A 19,445-nucleotide genomic window follows, 5' to 3' on the forward strand; every position below is an offset into this window, starting at 1 on the left:
GGGTGATTAAATGTTAATGGCGCTGGATTTGAAAAGAACATATACGGCAATTTTGGATAATGCCTATCAAGTCAGTTATGAAAAAATAGAGAACAAAATTGGCAGTTTAGATTTTACCATGCCGCTAGATGATCCTAAAAATGAATTTATTGCAGAAATGCAATGGGTGGAACTGACCGACAATGAGAATGAATATATTGGTTTATATCGCGTGATGCCAACCACAATTAAGAAAGATGCGAACAATAATCAAATTCACTACTCTGCCACAGAAGCATTATGTACCTTAGGTGATACTGTCCTTTTTGGTTGTCACGAAATTAAAAACAATACAACGAAAGAGGCCATTCAATTTCTATTAAATAAACAAAAAACAAAGCATTGGGTCCTAAAAAAATGTGATTTTTCAAGGAAATTAACCTATAAATGGGAGAATGAAAACGGGCTAGTCGAGCCTTTATTTAGCATCCCAGCCGATTTCGAAGAGGAATATCTTTGGCAATGGAATACAGAGGTCTATCCTTTTGAACTTTCATTAGTCAAACCACCAACAGAAGCAGTTGCGCGAATTCAAGAAGGTTACAACATGCAAGGATTTGAAATAGAACGTAATCCCAAGATGCTAATCAATCGGATTTATCCATTAGGTTCAGGCGAAGGTGTTAACAAAGTCAATATTCGCTCGGTCAATCAAGGGGTTCCGTATTTAGAGAACAAGTCCGCAATTGACCGCTATGGTTTATTAGAGTCAATTTGGGTGGAACAGCGTTTTTCTGATCCCAAGGCATTAAAGGAAAATGCTTTGCGAATGTTAGAAGAATGGACCAAACCACAAGTTTCTTGGGTAGTGACTGCAGCTGATTTATTTAAATTAACAGATCAACCTTTGGCAATCGATCGTTTGCGGTTGGGTACGGTTATCATGATTAATACGAATGAATTTGGGAGTGTCAACCTTCGTATCAAAAAAGAAAGTAAAAAAGATGTTTTTGGTGCCCCCCAAGACATTCAGCTAGAGTTGGGAAATCTGCAAGAAACAATTCATAGTACCATGACAGCTTTCAGTCGGAAACAAGAGATTAGCGAAACTTACGCACAAGGGGCGACGACACTTTTAAATCGTTCAATACAAGGAGAACTTAGCAAGACACAGCCAGTGGAGCTGAATTTATACTTTGACGAGGACATTCTTTATATAAACACCGCAGAATTAACGTTCAAGGCAACTGCTAAAGGACCTTCGCATTCTGTAACGAACATTGATTTGGTAGTGGATGGCAAAAAATTACCCCAACTATCATTGCAACAACAACGGCTAAACATTTTGAGTTATTTACGAAAAACAACAGATGGAAAAATCGAACGCGGCAATCACACGCTTCAATTTTTCTCTCATCAGCCACTATGGTTGGATGCTTCGGTCATCTGTCGTGTGTATATTCAATCCCAATTGGGTGGCCAGTTTTAATAAAATAATGAAAACTAGAGGAGTGTGACGAAATGTCAGTAGAACATATTGAAGAATTAGATACCCTGAATCAAGGTCGCCTTAAAATCAATGCAATCTTGGATCAGTCGAATGCATCAGCTGAGAAAGTAGATGCTTATCAAGTCCAGTTAACGAATGGAATTTCTGAAGCGAAAAACATCGCAGATGAAGCTGGCAAAGAAGCCGTACAAATTGCCACCGATGCAGGCAATCAAGCAAATGAAACAGCTAACCAAGCGATGAACAATGCCAAAACAGCCATCACGATTGCAGGAAACGCAGTTTCAACGGCAAATAATAATAAACAAGAATTTGATACTTTACGAAATGATTTCGATCAATTAGTAGCAGAAGCAGGTGATAGTAATCCAGAAATTGTCCAAGCACGCACAGATACACAAGGCATCAAACAAGCTACCTTAGCGAATCGTCTTCAAATTGATTTGAATGACCGTATGACAAAAGCAGACGGTATTTCTTTATTGGCTAAGCCAACCACTGTCAAATTGAAGTTAGACTTTAACGGTAAAACGGCCGGCAATACAGCCACCAATGCAAACAGTTATTCCACTGATTTTACGGCAAAAATTCTTAAGAAGCCAACAGACGTTTGGGAGGAAGTTTCCCAAGCGGACTACAATAAAATGGCCAGCCGTGATGATGAGGGTGTGAAAACAGGTTCCACCCAAAGTGGTGTAATTCCACAACAGTTAGCGGCCTTCAATCTCGTTGAAGCCGCAAAAAAATTAATTCCACAAATGTTTGAAACATTCACAACTGACGAGGCGGTGGCATTTATTCGCCAGAACGTTCAATTTTTTACGATTAATCAACGTGTGAAAGCCGCTGCGCCAAATAATCAAACGATTAAAATCGCTACGTATTTACCAACTACGGATAATTGGGTAACTCAAATCCAAGAATCAGCAAAAGAGTTCGGCGATTTTTCAATTCAAATCAATGATCAGAATTTTATCACAGATGAAGGTTTCATTTATTTAATGAGCTATACAGATTCATCGAATGGTGTGACGCCAGCCAGTTTAGAAGTTGATTACGTGGGGCTTCATATTGGTCTGTCTGTTGATGCCCAAGCGGTTTTAGCGAAGAGTGGTTTTGTTCAAGCAGAGCAACTCAATACCCATGTGGAAAATCAGGATAATCCGCACCAAGTAACCGCTGAACAAGTGGGGCTGGGCAATGTAGAAAATTATGGCTTCGCATCAGACAGCGAAGCAGTCGCGGGAACTTTAACGAGTAAATATATGCACCCGAAAAACGTTGCGGAAGCGATTAAAGGTCAAGCTGTGACACAAACAGGTGATCAAGAGATTGCTGGGGTGAAGAATTTTGTGACTATGCCAACCGTCAATGGTGCGCCTTTGGAATCCTCTAAAATGGCCATTTATGAAGCTAGCGGAGTCGGTGAAGTCGAGGCAAAATATCAGGCGGCCTTTAATAAAGACAATATGAAATTTGTATTAATTAGGGTAGGAAATCGTGTCGATGCATTTGTAAGATGTAATTTGAGTGATCCAACGAAATTGAATAACCACATGCCTAAAGTATTTAACATACCAACTGGGTACAAAATGTCCTCAAAAATAAGTGCTAGTGTCTGGAATATTCCACTCTCAGTTGCACCTTACGTTTTTCCGTATCCTAATTGTAATGCACTATATGAAATCGGAAATCAAGGGATAATTTTTGCCTCAAGCAGAGCCGGAAATGTTTACCTCCAAGGAAGTTGGTACACGGACGATCCGTTTCCGACAAAATAACAAGCTAGTTTAGGAGTCTTTTTATGGAACGTTATCTCAACACAATAACAATGCTTTTAAGCATTTTCGGTGGGATTGTCGTACGTTTATTAGGTGGATTAGATCAATTGTTGGATGTCTTCCTCTTTTTAATTATTGTCGATTTCATCACAGGTTGGATTAAGGCAATCGCCACAAAAGAATTGTCCAGTCGGATTGGTATGCTCGGAATTGCGAAAAAAGTGACGATGTTATTTGTGGTTGCTGTAGCGGTTCGTGTTGAAAAAGTTGTGGGGAACAATTTGCCAATTCGGGAAATGGTTCTGATTTTTTACATTGCGAACGAAGGACTTTCTTTTTTTGAAAATATTGCGACCTTTATTCCTATGCCGAAAAAGTTAAAAGAGTTATTTATTCAGTTAAAAAATAAAGATGATTAAGTAGAAGTGGTCGGGACAAACGTAGAACTTTCGGCTGATCGCCGAAGAAATTACTTCTGTCCCGCCATTTATCTGCAGGTTTAAGCCATGAAAGGGAAGTTATTTTGACTTTCCTTTCATGGCTTTTTTAAGAAAGGAGCATGCTATGTTTAAAAAATTAATGATTCAACTTGCTTTAGTGATTGGCTTAAGTTTAACGATTCCGATGATGGCTTGCGCTTACACCATCGAAGCGGATCCAATCAACTTTACTTATTTTCCAGGCTCTGCAAGCAATGAATTAATTGTTTTACATGAATCAGGAAACGAGCGGAACCTAGGACCACACAGTTTAGACAATGAAGTAGCCTATATGAAACGAAATTGGTCAAATGCTTATGTCTCATATTTTGTCGGATCTGGTGGACGAGTGAAACAATTAGCTCCTGCTGGCCAAATTCAATATGGCGCAGGTTCTTTAGCTAATCAAAAAGCCTATGCGCAAATCGAATTGGCTCGAACGAATAATGCGGCGACATTTAAAAAAGATTATGCTGCCTATGTTAATTTGGCCCGTGATTTGGCTCAGAACATTGGTGCTGATTTTTCGCTGGACGATGGAACAGGTTATGGCATAGTCACTCATGATTGGATTACAAAAAATTGGTGGGGAGATCATACAGATCCTTATGGTTATTTAGCGCGTTGGGGGATTAGTAAAGCGCAGTTGGCACAAGATTTACAAACGGGCGTTTCTGAAACAGGTGAGACTGTCATTATTCAGCCGGGTAAACCTAATGCGCCAAAATATCAAGTAGGACAAGCAATTCGTTTCACTTCAATCTATCCAACACCAGATGCTTTAATCAATGAACATCTATCAGCAGAGGCACTTTGGACACAGGTAGGAACAATTACAGCGAAATTACCGGACCGACAAAACCTTTACCGTATTGAAAATAGCGGACATTTGTTAGGTTATGTGAACGACGGCGACATTGCTGAACTTTGGCGCCCGCAAAAGAAGAAATCATTTCTAATTGGTGTGGACGAAGGCATTGTTTTAAGAGCAGGACAACCTAGCCTGTCAGCCCCAATTTATGGTATCTGGCCCAAAAATACTCGCTTTTATTACGATGCGTTTTATATTGCAGATGGGTATGTTTTTATTGGTGGAACAGATACGACAGGCGCGAGAATTTATTTGCCAATCGGACCAAACGATGGCAACGCACAGAATACATGGGGATCATTTACTAGCTAAAAAAAAGCCACAAACTCTGATAAAAGCAGAGTTTGTGGCTTTTTGTGCATTTAGCAGAGATTTTGCCAAAGGGAATAAGCAATGGAGACTGCGAAGCTAGGTACTTTTATGCTATAATGACAAAGTTAGTATTATCGGAACTGGAGGAACTATAATGGACGGCATTTTACCGTTATGGAAGGAACGTGGCATGACAAGTCATGACTGCGTATTTAAATTGAGAAAAATTTTACATACCAAAAAAATTGGTCATGGTGGTACGTTAGATCCAGATGTCGAAGGGGTCTTACCCATCTGCGTTGGCAAAGGAACGAAAGTGATCGAATACATGGTAGATTCTGGCAAAACCTATGAAGGTGAAATTACACTTGGATTTGCTACGACAACCGAAGATGTTAGTGGTGAAATTGTTGAAAAAAAACCAGTTACAACACCTCTGTCAACTGAACAAATTGATCAAGCAATGGCCGAAATGACAGGTGAAATCACACAAATCCCACCGATGTTTTCTGCGGTGAAAGTCAATGGTAAACGTTTATATGAATATGCCCGGAACGGGGAAGAAGTTGAACGGCCCCAACGAAAAGCAATGATTTATTCATTTGAACGCACTAGTGAACCAATTTTTAATGAATCTGCTCAAACACAAAGTTGGCGGTTTAAAGTGGTCTGTGGCAAAGGAACCTATGTGCGGACACTATCCGTGGATACTGGCAAAAAATTAGGTTATCCTGCCCATATGTCGGATTTAACGAGAACGGCAAGTGGCGGTTTGCAAGCTGCGCAATGCTTAACGTTAGAAGAAGTAGCCAAACAAATGGCTGCTGAAACAATCGATCAATGCCTGTTGCCCATTGAGACAGCAGTAGAACAATTCCCACGAATTGATTTATCAGATGAATTGTATCAAAAAGTAAAAAATGGCATGCGTTTGCACAAAAAAGAATTAGGAATAAAGGCAATGCCAGAATCCTTAGTTGCCTTATTTTACCAAAATCAAGTGGTTAGTTTATACATGCCACACCCAACGCATGATAAATTATTGAAACCAAGTAAAGTTCTACGGAACAATTAAATAAAAAAGAAGGAAGTTTTTGCACATGCAAGTTATTCAACTACATCATCCCTATGAACCCAATCAAATTCCTAATGAAGAAGTCGTGATGGTCCTAGGCTTTTTTGACGGTGTCCACAAAGGCCACCAAAAAGTAATTGAAACAGGCAAAAAGATTGCTGAGGAAAAAGGCTTGAAGTTAGCTGTGATGACCTTCAACCAACACCCATCAATCGTTTTTCAAAAAGTTTTACCAGAAAATATGAAATATTTAACTAGCTTGGAACAAAAAGAACGCCTAATGGCCAACTTGGGCGTTGATATTTTATATATTGTCGAATTTACTTCAGCGTTTGCTCAATTAAAACCGCAAGATTTTGTCGATCAGTATATCGTTAATTTAAATAGTGCAGTGGCAGTCTCTGGGTTTGATTATACGTATGGTCCTAAAGAAATCGCTGGAGTCAAACAGTTACCAACTTATGCGCAAGGCCGTTTTGAAGTGGTGACAGTACCAAAAGAAGAAATGACTGGTGCCAAAATTAGCTCAACAAGAATTCGCGAAAAAATGGAAGCCGGCGAAATGGAGGAGGTCACGGAGTTGTTAGGATATATTTATGAAACAGAAGGAACAGTTGTCCATGGCGATGCTCGTGGCCGTTTATTGGGTTTCCCGACCGCTAATGTCAAAGTGAAAAGCACCGTGCGCTTACCAAGAATTGGCGTCTATGCTGTGCAAATCGAAGTTGGTGGCAAATGGTATGTCGGCATGGGCTCAATTGGTCATAATGACACCTTTGGAGAAGGACGCGATTTAACCGTGGAAGTCTATATTTTGGACTTCCATCAAGACATCTATGGTGAGCAAGTGGTGGTTCGTTGGAATCATTATTTACGTGACCAAGTGAAATTCAATGGGGCTGAAGCCTTGATCGACCAATTAAAACAAGATGAACGAGATACGGCTGACTATTTCCAACAATCTGAGGACAAATAATGAAGATTCGTCAAGAAAAACCTGCAGAGTATCAAGCTGTAGAGCGTTTAACGTATCAAGCGTTCAAGGAATTAAACTTGACCGAAAACTGGCGTCCCACAGAGCATTTTATCGTGCATTTATTAAGAGAAAGTGCCGACTTTATTCCGGAGTTGTCCTTAGTTTCAGAAACTGATCAAGGAAAATTAACGGGTCATATTATGTCTTCAAAAGCCAAACTACGATTACCTGATCATACAGAGAAGGCTGTTTTGACCGTTGGGCCGCTAAGTGTCCATCCAGAAGCACAGAACACGGGCGTAGGCTCAGCGTTAATTAAGCATTCTGTGCAGAAGGCCAAAGAATTAGGCGTCGGCGGATTGATTATCCTGGGCCATCCAACTTACTATACGAAGTTCGGTTTTGTTCCAGCGACTACTTTTCAGATTACGTTACCAGAAAAAGAAACATCAGAAGCATTATTGGCTTTGGAATTACTGCCAGGTTATTTTGGTACAAGTGGTGGGGAGTGGCATTTTTCAACATGCTTTGCTTATCCAGAAACACACCTTGTAGAATTAGAAGCCTTTGAAGCAGAACTCGGAATAAATGAATAAAGAATAATAAGACGCGACAACTACTAGTTAAGTACTGGTGGTTGTCGCGTCTTTACTACTTTTTATTACAAAGTAGTTGACAGAACCGGTACTCAGTATTATTATGTAGTGGTACATAGTACTAAAGAGTAGTTTAGGGAGGAAAAGCAGTGAAGCAGACAGAGTTGCTAAAAGGCATTTTAGAAGGTTTAGTTTTAGCCATCATCCGAAGGAAAGAAACATATGGTTATGAAATTACAAAAATTTTAAATGACCAAGGGTTTACTGAAATTGTTGAAGGAACCGTTTATACGATTTTACTGCGTTTAGAAAAAAATCAATGGGTTATAGCTGAAAAAAAGCCTTCAGAAAAAGGGCCAATGCGGAAGTTCTATCGCTTAACCTCATCAGGAGAAGCAGAACTCGCTGATTTTTGGCAGCGGTGGACGTTGCTTTCAAAACAAGTAAACAAGATGAAAAAAATGGAGGGATAGAGCATGTCAAATTTTAAAGCGTTGATCAAAAAAGTTGTGGGGGATAAAAAAGAGTACAAAGAATATAAACGACGGATTGCAGCATTACCAGCAGAGTATCGACAAGTATTTCAAGAAATTGAAAAATATGCATGGCATTTTTCAGATCATAGCGGAGCCAATATGTTCAATGCGTTGACTGATTTACTTGATTTGTTTGAAGAAGGAGCTGCTAACGGAACACCTATCAAAAATATTACGGGAGAAAAAGTAGGCGATTTTGCTGAAACAATTGTCAATGAAGTCGCTGGCAAATGGACCGATAAACAGAAAGAAAAACTGAATCATCAATTTTCTAAACAATAGTCAAAACAAAAAAAGGAGAATAAACATGGTTGAAAATTTTTTTAAAGAAGGAAAGTTGCTGGTTATTCCCAAGAAAAATGCGAAAAAAGTCCAAGTGTTTCAACGTGTGGCCAACCAATTTGAATTTGGGAAAGAATATACGGAAAAAGAAGTCAATCAGCGACTTAGAGAAATCTATGAAGATTATGCACTTTTGAGACGGTATTTAGTAGATTATCAGTATTTAGAAAGAGATAAGTTTGGAAAAATTTATCAGAAATGTGAGCAACACACAAAAATTATATAAATGGCTTTTTTTAAAAGTAGCGAAACTAGGTGAAATGAACCAAGTCTAGCTACTTTTTGTTATGTAAGCTTAGTAATAGTTCTATAAAAAACTCTCTATTTGTTTTCTAACTCAGACTGGTAAGATTGATTTAATTAGAAAAAGATAGAGGTGAGAGAATGAATCTACGTACTTTAGGTCTAACAAAAATTCTTTTGACCTTTATTATATTAAGTATTATTGGCGCGTTAATGATTTATAGCGCCAGTAGCTATGACTTGTTGATGCAAGGCGTGAAGCCCACTGCTGTGTTTATTAAACAAGGCATTATTATGTGTCTCAGCTGGGTGCTAATGTTCGTGATTTACAAAGTTCGACTAGAAGTGTTATTTAATAAGAAAATTGCGATTGGACTGCTTTTAGTTTCGGTACTATTACTGTTAATGGTTCGACTACCTTTTTTTGGTGTAGCAGCGAATGGCGCACAACGTTGGATTTCTCTCTTTGGAATCCAGTTTCAGCCATCAGAACTTTGTAATTTTGCGATTATTTATTACTTGAGCTGTTATTTAGGTGAAAAAGAAAATGGCTTGACAACGAAGCAGTTAAGGAAACAATTGCTGTTTGTTTTGGTCGTTGCATTTTTAGTTTTGATTCAACCCAAAGTTGGCGGGGCCATTCTTATTTTAGTTATTGGCAGTGTCTTGATTTTCTCAGCAAGTATTCATGCAAAATTTAGTGTAATTGCTGCGGGGATTGTCGTTGCTAGCGCGGCGCTTCTTTCTAAAATAATTATTTTTCTAGGCGATCACCAGTACTTACCACATTTTTTTGCGCATGTGTATGACCGCTTAGTTGTTTTGAAAAATCCGTTTTTATCCTTTCATGATCGCGGATTTCAGCCTTCAATGGCCTATTTAGCGATGTATAACGGTGGGTTTTGGGGCACTGGACTAGCCAATGGTATGGTAAAAAAAGGTGGCTTGCCAGAAGGTCAAACCGATTTTATCTTTGCGGTGATTGTGGAAGAACTTGGTTTGATTGGCGGCTTACTATTACTATTTCTTTTGTTATTTTTAGCGGCCTCGATTTTGCGGAGTAGTTGTGTAATAAAAAATCATTGTTACGGCTTGTTTTTGTTAGGAGTCGGGACCTTGATTTTATCTCAAACGGCGATTAACATTGGTGGCGTTTTGGGTTTGATTCCAATGACGGGAATTCCTTTACCGTTTGTTAGTTACGGTGGGACAAGTTATTTAATCTTTTCAGTGGCATTAGGAATCGTCATTAAAATTATTGCAAACGAAAGGCGGCAGTTAAATGGTCAATACAAAAAAATTCAACTTACATCTTAATTATGATTTATTATTGCCCATTTTTTTACTCACACTTTTATCTTCTGGTGTGCAATATTGGATTGCCGTTAATGAAGGAAAAGACGGAACTGTGCCAGCATTAAAACAACTCTTCTTTATTTTTGTTGGCTATGCAGGCATGTTTTTAGCTAGTCGGCTGTCACAGAAGTTTATTTGGAAAGTAGCTCCTTTTTTCTATGGGTTTTCATTAATCTTAATGAGCGCTTTGTATTTTTCCTATGACAAAGGAATGTATTTATTGACGGGCACAAAGCGCTGGTTAGATTTAGGGTTTATTAAATTTCAGCCATCAGAAATTGCGAAAATTGCGTTTATTTTAATGTTGGCAAAAATTATTGTCCAACATGAGCAACAAGACTGGTCTGATAAATGGCGTTCAGACAAGCAACTTCTAAAAAAAATCGTTGCGGTTAGTGTCCCTGTTTTTTTCTTGATGGCGGTACAAAAAGATTTTGGGACATCCCTTGTTTTCGTAACGATTATTCTATCTCTTTTAGTTATTTCAGGAATTGATCGCAAAATTTTAATCATTATTTTCAGTGCTTTAGCAACGTTAGGCGTGGTCTTGATTCTGTTAGTCTTTACAGAGTGGGGGCACAAAGTACTCTTCTTTTTACATTTTAAACAATATCAATTGGATCGAATTTTAGCATGGATTCATCCCTATGATTATGTCGATAAAATCTCCTATCAACAAGTACAAGGCTTATTGGCAATTGGTTCGGGTGGTTTATTTGGCAAGGGTGTGCATGGGATTGAAGTGTATGTTCCTGTTCGTGAGTCTGATATGGTTTTTACTTTTATCGGGGAAGCCTGGGGCTTTGTGGGCAGTGCCACCGTTGTTTTTCTCTATTTTTACTTGTTTTATCAAGTTTTAGTAGCTGGCTTGCGGAGCAATTCGCGTTTTTGTATGTACATCTGTGTCGCCCTCATTTTTTCGCTGGTCTTTCAAACGGTGGAGAATATCGGTGCGGTGATTGGACTGTTGCCGTTAAAAGGTATTCCGCTTCCGTTTTTAAGTCAAGGAGGCACTTCGTTAGTGATGGCTATCACTTCTTTAGGATTTGTCAAAGGAAGAGAAGCCGCTACCTGAAAACACAAATAAAAACCAAGACTGGAACTCGCTTGCCGACAAGCTCTAGTCTTGGTTTTTACTATTGAAATTGTTTTTGGCATTCAGCCAAAAGTTGTTGAAGTTGTCGACTCATGTAACGTTCTTTTAAATAATAAACTGCCATGTTTCGTTTAGGTAGTTCTTGGTAAGTTAGTGTATGGATCGAATTGTCTAAAAGTTGAATATTTGTGTATTCGGGGACAATAGCGAAACTATCGGAATGAGACACCAAGTGAGTAATAAGTGAAAGAGTATCCACTTGAATGACTTTCTCTGGAGAAAAATTAGAAAACGTAGTATCTAGCCAATTGGTTAATTTGTTTTGCTCGGAAAATTCGGTATTTAAACGGACGAAGGGGTACATTGTTAGTTCTTTTAAAATTTCTTCCGTCGTGGCTTTTGCCAAAGCTGGATGATCGTTTCTTAAAATGAATTGATAATTTGCTGTAAATAAATCAATTTTACCAATATGTTCAGGTAATGGTAAGTCAGCAAAGGAAATACCAAAATCTGCATCCATTGTTTCCAAGGATTGAAGAATATTTTCTGTAATAATAGTATGGACTTGTAAGTTGGATGAACGATCCGTTAATGTTGTCATTAGTAAGTCATTCAATTTATATTCTAAATCACAGAGATAAGTGGCTACATAAATATGGTTGGAAGAATGATTAATTTCTTTTAGCTCTTCTTCAATTGAGACCAACTCATTGGTGATGCGCCAACAATATTTTTCTAAAATTAATCCAGCTGGCGTTAAGGTGGTAGTTTGACCTTGGCGATTAAAAAGTTCCGCGCCTAACGTTGCTTCAAGAATTTTTATTTGCTTACTTAGGGCAGCTTGAGAAATTGCTAAATTTTCGGCTGCTTTAGTAAATTGTTTCACTTTGCATAACTCTAAAAAATAATGTAAACGAAATAGTTCCATGGGAATTCCTCCTTTTTCTATTCCTAGAATAAATAACGTAATTGTTCGAATAAATAACGGTGTGCTTCACAATGTCCGTGATGATTATTCTGAACTAAATAGATGGCTCGTTCTGGACTATCTTCCAGAGGAATACCAACTAAGTTACGTCTGTTTAGTTCATCAGTGAGTGAATAGGGAAGGATGCTACAGGCTTTTTCTCGTTGGACCATGTCTAAGACTAAATGAAGAGAAGGGAGTTCGATGACGATTTGCCGATTTTCCCAATTGATTTTACGTTCCCAACGTTTAAACACTTTTTTTTCATATACTTGATCGGAATATGCAGCAAAAGGTAAAGAACGAATTTCGTCAATCGTTACGCTATCGGCATGGGCTAAAGGATGATTTTTATTGACACAAAGGAGATAGCTTTCTGTATAAATTAATTCTTTCTCTAATGGAATCGAGGTATCCAAAAATATCCCAATCCCAATGTCAATTAAATCTGTTTCCAAGGCTGTTTCAAGATCGTAATAATACTTAAAATCAATACTTACATACGGATAGGATTGATTAAATAACAACAATACTTCTCCAAATGCTTTATCTATATCAATTAAGTTTGTTCCAATCCGAATGGTCGTTGTCGATCCTTGGGTCACTAATTCATTAATCTCTTCTTGCGCTTCCTTAATGAGTGCAAAAATCATCTCTGTTCGCTTGGCGACGACTTCGCCTGCTGGAGAAAGCCGACAATGTTTCTTGTCTCTTAAAATTAATGAAGCACCTAATTCACGTTCCAACTCCTTGAGCTGGGTACTTAAATAAGGTTGACTCGTATGGAGCTTTTGAGAAGCTAAAGTAAAACTCGCATACTTTGAAACTGCCATAAAATATTCTAGTTGTTGTAATTTCATTTTCCTCACCGCCGTTTCTTTAACTATACAAAAAATAGCAGAAGAAAAGCTTCTCGACAAGGCTATCTGACGGTCTTTAGATTAATTTAACCAGTTATGATTCTATGAATAAATACGAATCATACCAGAAAACCATAGTAAATAAGCGGATTATTTTTCTTTTTGTTACTGAATGGACAAAAAGTTATCTGCTAAAAACTTTTTCTATATCGTTATTTTTTCAAGGAAGAATTATACTTGCTGTTGTAATTAAATAAGATTTGTTAGGTGAGGCTCCTATACAAACATAGGCTACTGCCCAAAAATGTCGAGAGACGCCAATGGGTAGAACAGGAACTGTCGAATGAAGGCTTTTCTTAAGGTAGCTAAAAGCAATCGCTTTTTACGTTGTATAGTGCTAAAGCTCAACGATAAGAACGATTATTCTTTGACACGTTGAGTTTTCAGCGTGTCTTTTTTTGTGGAAAGGGTGAGGAAAATGGAAGATGAACCGATCGTCAATTCAAGTCAACAACAGATAAATGAGGTGAAAGAAAATGGAAAAGAAAATGCGTCACTTGGGCCATGACTATAGTTACAAAAAGTTTGCCCATTCAGAAGTAGAAAAAGTTTTACAACGTTTCGGCTCAACTTGGGATGGCATTAAACACCAAGATATTGAAGAATTACAAGAACGTTATGGCCGCAACAAAATTATGAATGAAAAAAAAGCTTCACGGCTGCGACTTTTTATAAAATCGTATATCACGCCGTTTACTTTGGTGTTATTAGCACTAGCCACAATTTCATTTTTTACAGAATATGTCTATGCTGCGCCAGAGGAAAAAGATGTTACTGGCGTGTTAATTATGTTAGCAATGGTCATCTTAAGCGGCACGATGAGTTTTGTCCAATCAGTCAAATCAAGCAATGCAGTTGAAAAATTACAAAATATGATTAAAGTTACAGCGACAGTCATTCGTGACAAGAAGCAAATGGAAATTCCTATTGAGGAAGTTGTGTGTGGCGACTTAGTCCAACTATCCGCTGGCGATATGATTCCAGCCGATTTACGTTTAATCCAATCTAAGGACTTATTTGTTTCCCAATCATCCTTGACTGGAGAGAGTTTTCCCATTGAAAAACACGCGACTCATCAAAAAGATAGTGATCAAATTGATACAGAATATGACAATCTTTTGTTTTTAGGAACAAATGTCATTAGTGGCACTGGTTTGGGCATTGTCATTAAAGTTGGTAATCAAACTTTATTCGGACGGATGGCTTCTGATAACGGAGAAGAGCAGCAGCAGACGAGTTTTGAAACAGGAATTAATAAAACAACGTGGGTGCTGATTCGCTTTATGTTGGTCATTACGCCAACTGTTTTTCTAATTAATGGGTTAACAAAAGGCGATTGGGTGGAAGCGTTAATGTTTGCGATTGCCACAGCTGTTGGCTTGACACCAGAAATGTTACCCATGATTGTAACAACCAATTTAGTCAAAGGTTCTCGAGAAATGGCTAAAGAAGGCACGATTATGAAAAATGTCAATGCCATTCAAAATTTTGGCGGGATGGATGTACTTTGTACGGATAAAACAGGTACCTTAACACAAGATAAAGTAATTTTAGAATACCACTATAATATTGGGTGCCAAGAAGATCAAAAAGTCTTGGATTTAGCATTTCTAAACAGTTATTTTCAAACAGGTTTGCGTAATTTAATGGATAACGCCGTTATTCAAGCGGCGACACAAGAAAGTGATATACAATCAGATGATTTTTATAAAGTAGATGAAATTCCTTTCGATTTCAATCGACGTCGAATGAGTGTGATTATCAAAGAGTTTAAAACGCGAGAAACACGCTTAATTACCAAAGGGGCGGTTGAAGAAATGCTCTTGGTCTGCACACAGGTACTTTTAAATGGCGAAATTGTGCCCTTAACAGAGACGCTGCGTCAAAAAATTACCAAAGACGTTGAAGCTTTAAATCGAGATGGTTTGCGCGTTCTAGCAATTGCCGATAAAAAAGTCGAAGCGGCTGAATGGGAGTATACAACTAAAGATGAATCAGAGTTGATTTTACAAGGTTATCTTGCCTTCTTGGATCCGCCAAAAGAAACAGCAGCGGCAGCTATTCACGCCTTGCATCAACATAATGTAGCTGTGAAAGTATTAACGGGGGACAATCAGTATGTGACGCATTCTGTTTGTAAAGAAGTTGGTCTGGCTGGCGAAAAAATTATTACAGGAAAAGAACTTCAACAATTAAACCAAGAAGAATTAAGAAAAACCGTTCAAGCGTATAATATTTTCGCCAAAATTACGCCTGACCAAAAAGTTCGTATTGTAAATGCGTTAACTGAAAATGGTCAAACTGTTGGCTTTTTAGGTGATGGAATAAATGATGCTGGAGCAATGCGTGCTGCTGATGTAGGAATCTCTGTTGATACAGCTGTCGATGTGGCGAAAGAATCGGCGGATGTAATTTTATTGAGAAAAGATTTAATGGTTTTGGAAAAAGGAATTTTATCTGGACGGCGCGTGTTTACGAACACGATGAAGTACGTCAAATTAACAGCAAGTTCTAATTTTGGCAATGTGTTTTCCGTGATCCCAGCAAGTATCTTTTTACCATTTTTACCGATTGCTCCGATTCAATCGCTATTATTAAATCTAATTTACGATACTTCGTGTATGTCAGTTCCTTGGGACAAAGTAGATGAAGAATACGTAGAAAAACCAAAAAAATGGGAACCAAAATCAATTGGTAATTTTATGCGTTGGTTTGGCCCAACGAGTTCTATTTTTGATATTGTTACCTATTTATTTATGTATTTCATTGTGTGTCCGGCTATCCTAGGTGGCTCATTCTTTGAATTAAATGGAGCAGATCAATTGATCTTTATCGGTATTTTCCATGCAGGGTGGTTCATTGAGTCCTTATGGTCCCAAATGCTCGTCTTGCATTTCCTACGAACAGAAAAAATGCCTTTCCTTCAAAGTAGTGCTTCTGGAATTATGACGTTAGTCACTACAGCAGGGATTGTTCTCGGAACTGTTTTACCCTTTACCGCTTTCGGTGCAGAACTAGGGTTTGTCGGTTTATCACCAAGCTATTTCTTGTATTTAATCCCGACAATTGTTGCTTATTTAGCACTGGTTGCGTTCATTAAAGTTTTATACGTCAAACGTTACGGTCAATTACTGTAACTGATTTGTACTATTATATATAGAAAAATTTTTTTACTTTTCTTTCAAGGTTGAGGAGGTGTCGGTTTTTATGACAGCTCCTCGTTGTTGTTTTAAGTGACTGTGCGAATTTTTTTATGGATTTATTTGTCATTTACAGTTAGTATGGCTAGTAGAGACTTTCCAAAAAGAACGAGCTTTTTGGTAATAAGGAGATAAAACGAGCTAATGACCAAAACAAACCAACTTTCAACTTCAACGCCGATGTTCGATCGGTCGGCCTATATTCATATTCCATTTTGTGAGCATATTTGTTATTATTGCGATTTTAACAAGGTCTTTTTAGAAGGACAACCAGTTGATGAATATATTCAGAGTTTATTAAAAGAAATTCAACTTACGCAAGCGTTGTATCCAGAACAAGAAATGAAAACCATCTATATTGGCGGAGGCACGCCAACTTCATTATCAGCGAAACAGTTAGATGTGCTACTAAAAGGGGTTCGCGAACAGCTAACGTTTGATGACCGAAATGAATTTACGGTGGAAGCAAACCCTGGTGATTTAACCCAAGAAAAATTACAAGTCATGAAAAACTATGGCGTCAATCGTCTTTCGATGGGCGTTCAGACATTTGATGATCGCTTGCTCAAAAAAATCGGCCGCAAGCACACCGCCGCAGATGTTTATGAAACAATGAAATTTTTAGAGAAAGAAAATTTTACCAATGTCAGTATTGACTTAATCTATGCTTTACCTGGACAAACATTGGAAAGTTTTCGCGATACTTTGACAAGAGCCTTAGCATTGGACTTGCCACACTATTCGCTTTATTCATTAATTCTTGAAAATAAAACAATGTTCATGAACTGGGTTCGTCAAGGACGGTTACAGCTGCCTGAAGAAGAAATCGAAGCACAAATGTTTGACGAAACGATTGAAGCAATGGAGAAAAAAGGACGTCACCAATATGAAGTCAGTAATTTTGCTTTAACAGGAAAAGAAAGCCAGCATAATCTGGCTTATTGGAATAATGACCACTACTATGGATTTGGCGCAGGTGCCAGCGGCTATCTTGGGCAAACTCGTTACAAAAATCACGGTCCAATCCAACATTATTTGAAACCCTTGCGAGAAAATCAATTGCCAATTGTGGAGACCGAAGAATTAACTCGTCTAAATCAAATAGAAGAGGAGTTATTTTTAGGCTTACGTAAAAAAGTAGGCATTTCTAAACAAAAATTCCAACAAAAATTTCATGAACCAATTGAAGCAATTTATGGAGAGGTCATTCAACGCTTAATCAAAGAAGAATTATTAATTGAAGAAGCAGATATCTTACGTTTAACGAAAAAAGGACTATTTGTGGGGAATAATGTTTTTGAAGCATTTTTGTTAAGTGAAAAAGAGTAAAAAAATAAAAAAATCATCGAAGTGTGACAAAGCATTTCGATGATTTTTTTATTACAAAAGTTGGTATTGATGGTTTTTGAAGGTGGTTTGCAGCGATTAGCACTCTTGAGTGAAGAGTGCTAAAAAGTTGCGTATTTCCCTTGACAAAAAGGTAAGGACTTGTTATATTAGTATATGTAGTTAGCACTTAGATGTTAAGAGTGCTAATGAAGGGTGGTAATAACGATGATTACAGAAAGACAACAAAATATCTTGAGACTTATCATCCAAAATTACACGAACACGGGCTTACCTGTCGGTTCTAAGAAATTGATGGAGGATGGCATTGCCTCTAGTTCTGCCACAATTCGTAATGATATGAAAGCATTAGAAGAATACGGCTTATTAGCTAAGACCCATTCTTCTTCAGGGCGAATCCCCTCAATGGCTGGTTATCGTTACTACGTGGATCATCTTTTACAACCAACACAAGTAGAAGAGAACGAACTTAGAAGGATCCGTCAATCTTTTGGAAAAGAATTTCATGAGATTAATGATATTATTCGACAATCAGCTGAAATTCTATCAGAATTGACAAGTTATACTGCTTTTTCATTAGGACCTGAAGTGAAAGAACGGAAATTAACCGGCTTTCGAATGGTTCCTTTGAATGATCGGCAAGTCCTTGCTATTATAGTGACAGATAAAGGCAATGTTGAAAACCAAGTATTTGCCATTCCTGCCGCTGTTTCTAGCCAAGATCTTGAAAAAATGACACAAATCATCAATGATAAGTTGGTTGGACAACCTTTGTTGACCGTTTATCATCGTTTGCGGACGGAGATTCCGATGATTTTACATCGCTATTTCCAAACGCCAGAAGGAATGATGAACTTATTCGATGAGATGTTAGGACATGCCTTTGAAGAAAAAGTCTTTATCGGTGGTCGCATGAATTTGTTAGATTTTGGCATCAAACAAGATATTGAACAATTGAAATCTGTCTATTCCTTTATGCAAAATTCTGATGAGCTGACGCATTTATTAAATGGTTCTGCAACAACAGAAAATCCAATTGTTTTTCGTATCGGCTCAGAAATTGGCAACAATCTCTTAGAAGATATGAGCATGATCACTGCTACGTATGAAGTATCAGGACATGGCAAAGGAACAATTGCCCTGCTAGGACCAACCAGTATGCCGTATTCAAAAATATTCGGTTTGGTAGACACGTTTCGACATGAGCTAGCTTCACAACTAGGTGACTATTACCGTTTTTTAGGTAATTAAGCAAACCTTGTTAGGATAAGAAGTAGATGCATAAAGAGAAAGGAAGTTGCTGAAGTGAGTAAAAAAGAAGAGAAGCAAGAAGAATTACAAGAAGAATTACAAGAAGAAATGGAAGCTGTTGATGCTGCTGGCGTTTCTGAAGTAGAAGTTGAAGCAACAGAGATTGAAAATCTTAAAGCAGAGCTTTCCGAAATGGAAGACAAGTTCTTGCGGGCAAGAGCCGAAATTGCTAATATGAGCAATCGAAATAAAAACGAACGAGAATTATTAGTTCGTTACCGCTCACAAGATTTAGGTAAAAAGATTTTACCATCTATTGATAATTTAGAACGAGCAATGGCTATTGAAGTATCAGATGAACAAGGCGAAAGCTTGAAAAAAGGTATTTCGATGGTGCTAGAAAGTATTACTGTGGCTTTAAAAGAAGAAGGAATTGAAGAAATCCCAGCAATGGGTGAAACCTTTGATCCAAATTTACATCAAGCCGTTCAAACAGTCCCTGCTTCTGAAGAAACCCCAGCAGATACCATTGTTGAAGTTCTACAAAAAGGGTACAAATTACAAGATCGTGTGTTACGACCATCAATGGTCATTGTTGCACAATAACA

18 protein-coding genes and 1 riboswitch are annotated in these 19,445 nt (G+C 37.9%); of the genes, 16 read left to right on the forward strand and 2 right to left on the reverse strand.

Going from position 1 to position 19,445, the window contains the following annotated elements; all coding sequences use genetic code 11:
* Positions 1-10: 10 nt before the first annotated feature.
* From IGJ37_RS05280 to IGJ37_RS05335, 12 genes are all read left to right on the forward strand, one after another.
* Positions 11-1,468, forward strand: coding sequence for a phage tail protein (locus IGJ37_RS05280; RefSeq protein WP_325814756.1), 1,458 nt, complete (start codon positions 11-13; stop codon positions 1,466-1,468).
* 32 nt (positions 1,469-1,500) lie between these two features.
* Positions 1,501-3,270, forward strand: coding sequence for a hypothetical protein (locus tag IGJ37_RS05285; protein ID WP_252671502.1), 1,770 nt, complete (start codon positions 1,501-1,503; stop codon positions 3,268-3,270).
* 23 nt (positions 3,271-3,293) lie between these two features.
* Positions 3,294-3,689, forward strand: coding sequence for a phage holin family protein (locus IGJ37_RS05290; protein WP_002357842.1), 396 nt, complete (start codon positions 3,294-3,296; stop codon positions 3,687-3,689).
* A 118-nt stretch (positions 3,690-3,807) separates the two neighbouring features.
* The gene (locus IGJ37_RS05295; protein ID WP_325814757.1) at positions 3,808-4,932 is read left to right on the forward strand and encodes an SH3 domain-containing protein; all 1,125 of its coding nucleotides are present in this window, start codon (positions 3,808-3,810) and stop codon (positions 4,930-4,932) included.
* 154 nt (positions 4,933-5,086) lie between these two features.
* Positions 5,087-6,007, forward strand: a complete 921-nt coding sequence (gene truB / locus IGJ37_RS05300) for a tRNA pseudouridine(55) synthase TruB (RefSeq protein WP_002357840.1) — start codon at positions 5,087-5,089, stop codon at positions 6,005-6,007.
* A gap of 25 nt (positions 6,008-6,032) precedes the next feature.
* Positions 6,033-6,983 carry a riboflavin biosynthesis protein RibF gene (gene ribF / locus IGJ37_RS05305; RefSeq protein ID WP_002363808.1) on the forward strand — a complete coding sequence of 317 codons (951 nt, stop codon included), beginning with the start codon at positions 6,033-6,035 and terminating at the stop codon, positions 6,981-6,983.
* Positions 6,983-7,579: a GNAT family N-acetyltransferase gene (locus IGJ37_RS05310; protein WP_002360474.1), complete on the forward strand. Its 597-nt coding sequence runs from the start codon at positions 6,983-6,985 to the stop codon at positions 7,577-7,579. The genes ribF and IGJ37_RS05310 overlap by 1 nt, the downstream gene beginning before the upstream one ends.
* A 149-nt stretch (positions 7,580-7,728) precedes the next feature.
* Positions 7,729-8,052: a PadR family transcriptional regulator gene (locus IGJ37_RS05315; RefSeq protein WP_002360473.1), complete on the forward strand. Its 324-nt coding sequence runs from the start codon at positions 7,729-7,731 to the stop codon at positions 8,050-8,052.
* A 3-nt stretch (positions 8,053-8,055) separates the two neighbouring features.
* Positions 8,056-8,397, forward strand: a complete 342-nt coding sequence (locus IGJ37_RS05320; protein WP_002357836.1) for a DUF1048 domain-containing protein — start codon at positions 8,056-8,058, stop codon at positions 8,395-8,397.
* A gap of 25 nt (positions 8,398-8,422) precedes the next feature.
* Positions 8,423-8,683 carry a DUF2087 domain-containing protein gene (locus IGJ37_RS05325; RefSeq protein WP_002360471.1) on the forward strand — a complete coding sequence of 87 codons (261 nt, stop codon included), beginning with the start codon at positions 8,423-8,425 and terminating at the stop codon, positions 8,681-8,683.
* 158 nt (positions 8,684-8,841) lie between these two features.
* Entirely contained in the window at positions 8,842-10,017 is a 1,176-nt protein-coding gene (locus tag IGJ37_RS05330; protein WP_252671500.1) for an FtsW/RodA/SpoVE family cell cycle protein, read from the forward strand.
* Entirely contained in the window at positions 9,983-11,131 is a 1,149-nt protein-coding gene (locus IGJ37_RS05335) for an FtsW/RodA/SpoVE family cell cycle protein (RefSeq protein ID WP_002357833.1), read from the forward strand. Before IGJ37_RS05330 ends, IGJ37_RS05335 begins: the two co-directional genes overlap by 35 nt.
* Before the next feature lie 61 nt (positions 11,132-11,192).
* Here the strand turns inward: IGJ37_RS05335 and IGJ37_RS05340 are convergent, their stop codons facing one another.
* Together IGJ37_RS05340 and IGJ37_RS05345 are read right to left on the reverse strand one after the other, a co-directional pair.
* Entirely contained in the window at positions 11,193-12,080 is an 888-nt protein-coding gene (locus IGJ37_RS05340) for a LysR family transcriptional regulator (RefSeq protein ID WP_002357832.1), read from the reverse strand.
* 23 nt (positions 12,081-12,103) lie between these two features.
* A complete protein-coding gene (locus tag IGJ37_RS05345) occupies positions 12,104-12,979 on the reverse strand; it encodes a LysR family transcriptional regulator (protein WP_002382245.1) in 876 nt (291 codons plus the stop codon).
* 252 nt (positions 12,980-13,231) lie between these two features.
* Positions 13,232-13,402, forward strand: a riboswitch (M-box (ykoK) riboswitch).
* 113 nt (positions 13,403-13,515) lie between these two features.
* Here IGJ37_RS05345 and mgtA point away from each other — a divergent pair.
* The 4 genes from mgtA to grpE all read left to right on the forward strand — a co-directional run bounded on the left by mgtA (position 13,516) and on the right by grpE (position 19,443).
* Positions 13,516-16,176: a magnesium-translocating P-type ATPase gene (gene mgtA / locus IGJ37_RS05350; RefSeq protein WP_325814758.1), complete on the forward strand. Its 2,661-nt coding sequence runs from the start codon at positions 13,516-13,518 to the stop codon at positions 16,174-16,176.
* A 243-nt stretch (positions 16,177-16,419) separates the two neighbouring features.
* Positions 16,420-17,568, forward strand: coding sequence for a radical SAM family heme chaperone HemW (gene hemW / locus IGJ37_RS05355; RefSeq protein ID WP_002357829.1), 1,149 nt, complete (start codon positions 16,420-16,422; stop codon positions 17,566-17,568).
* Between the two features lie 225 nt (positions 17,569-17,793).
* A complete protein-coding gene (gene hrcA / locus IGJ37_RS05360) occupies positions 17,794-18,837 on the forward strand; it encodes a heat-inducible transcriptional repressor HrcA (protein WP_325814759.1) in 1,044 nt (347 codons plus the stop codon).
* Between the two features lie 54 nt (positions 18,838-18,891).
* Complete coding sequence (gene grpE, locus IGJ37_RS05365; protein ID WP_023627973.1) at positions 18,892-19,443, forward strand: nucleotide exchange factor GrpE; 552 nt, start codon at positions 18,892-18,894, stop codon at positions 19,441-19,443.
* Positions 19,444-19,445: the final 2 nt, after the last annotated feature.

The organism is Enterococcus sp. AZ104 (assembly GCF_050546705.1).
Lineage (GTDB): Bacteria > Bacillota > Bacilli > Lactobacillales > Enterococcaceae > Enterococcus > Enterococcus faecalis.

Coding starts and splice junctions, on each gene's coding strand:
- IGJ37_RS05280 (WP_325814756.1), top strand. CDS start 11: ATGTTAATGGCGCTGGATTTGAAAAGAACATATACGGCAATTTTGGAT.
- IGJ37_RS05285 (WP_252671502.1), top strand. CDS start 1,501: ATGTCAGTAGAACATATTGAAGAATTAGATACCCTGAATCAAGGTCGC.
- IGJ37_RS05290 (WP_002357842.1), top strand. CDS start 3,294: ATGGAACGTTATCTCAACACAATAACAATGCTTTTAAGCATTTTCGGT.
- IGJ37_RS05295 (WP_325814757.1), top strand. CDS start 3,808: ATGGCTTTTTTAAGAAAGGAGCATGCTATGTTTAAAAAATTAATGATT.
- truB (WP_002357840.1), top strand. CDS start 5,087: ATGGACGGCATTTTACCGTTATGGAAGGAACGTGGCATGACAAGTCAT.
- ribF (WP_002363808.1), top strand. CDS start 6,033: ATGCAAGTTATTCAACTACATCATCCCTATGAACCCAATCAAATTCCT.
- IGJ37_RS05310 (WP_002360474.1), top strand. CDS start 6,983: ATGAAGATTCGTCAAGAAAAACCTGCAGAGTATCAAGCTGTAGAGCGT.
- IGJ37_RS05320 (WP_002357836.1), top strand. CDS start 8,056: ATGTCAAATTTTAAAGCGTTGATCAAAAAAGTTGTGGGGGATAAAAAA.
- IGJ37_RS05325 (WP_002360471.1), top strand. CDS start 8,423: ATGGTTGAAAATTTTTTTAAAGAAGGAAAGTTGCTGGTTATTCCCAAG.
- IGJ37_RS05330 (WP_252671500.1), top strand. CDS start 8,842: ATGAATCTACGTACTTTAGGTCTAACAAAAATTCTTTTGACCTTTATT.
- IGJ37_RS05335 (WP_002357833.1), top strand. CDS start 9,983: ATGGTCAATACAAAAAAATTCAACTTACATCTTAATTATGATTTATTA.
- IGJ37_RS05340 (WP_002357832.1), bottom strand. CDS start 12,080: ATGGAACTATTTCGTTTACATTATTTTTTAGAGTTATGCAAAGTGAAA.
- IGJ37_RS05345 (WP_002382245.1), bottom strand. CDS start 12,979: ATGAAATTACAACAACTAGAATATTTTATGGCAGTTTCAAAGTATGCG.
- mgtA (WP_325814758.1), top strand. CDS start 13,516: ATGGAAAAGAAAATGCGTCACTTGGGCCATGACTATAGTTACAAAAAG.
- hemW (WP_002357829.1), top strand. CDS start 16,420: ATGTTCGATCGGTCGGCCTATATTCATATTCCATTTTGTGAGCATATT.
- hrcA (WP_325814759.1), top strand. CDS start 17,794: ATGATTACAGAAAGACAACAAAATATCTTGAGACTTATCATCCAAAAT.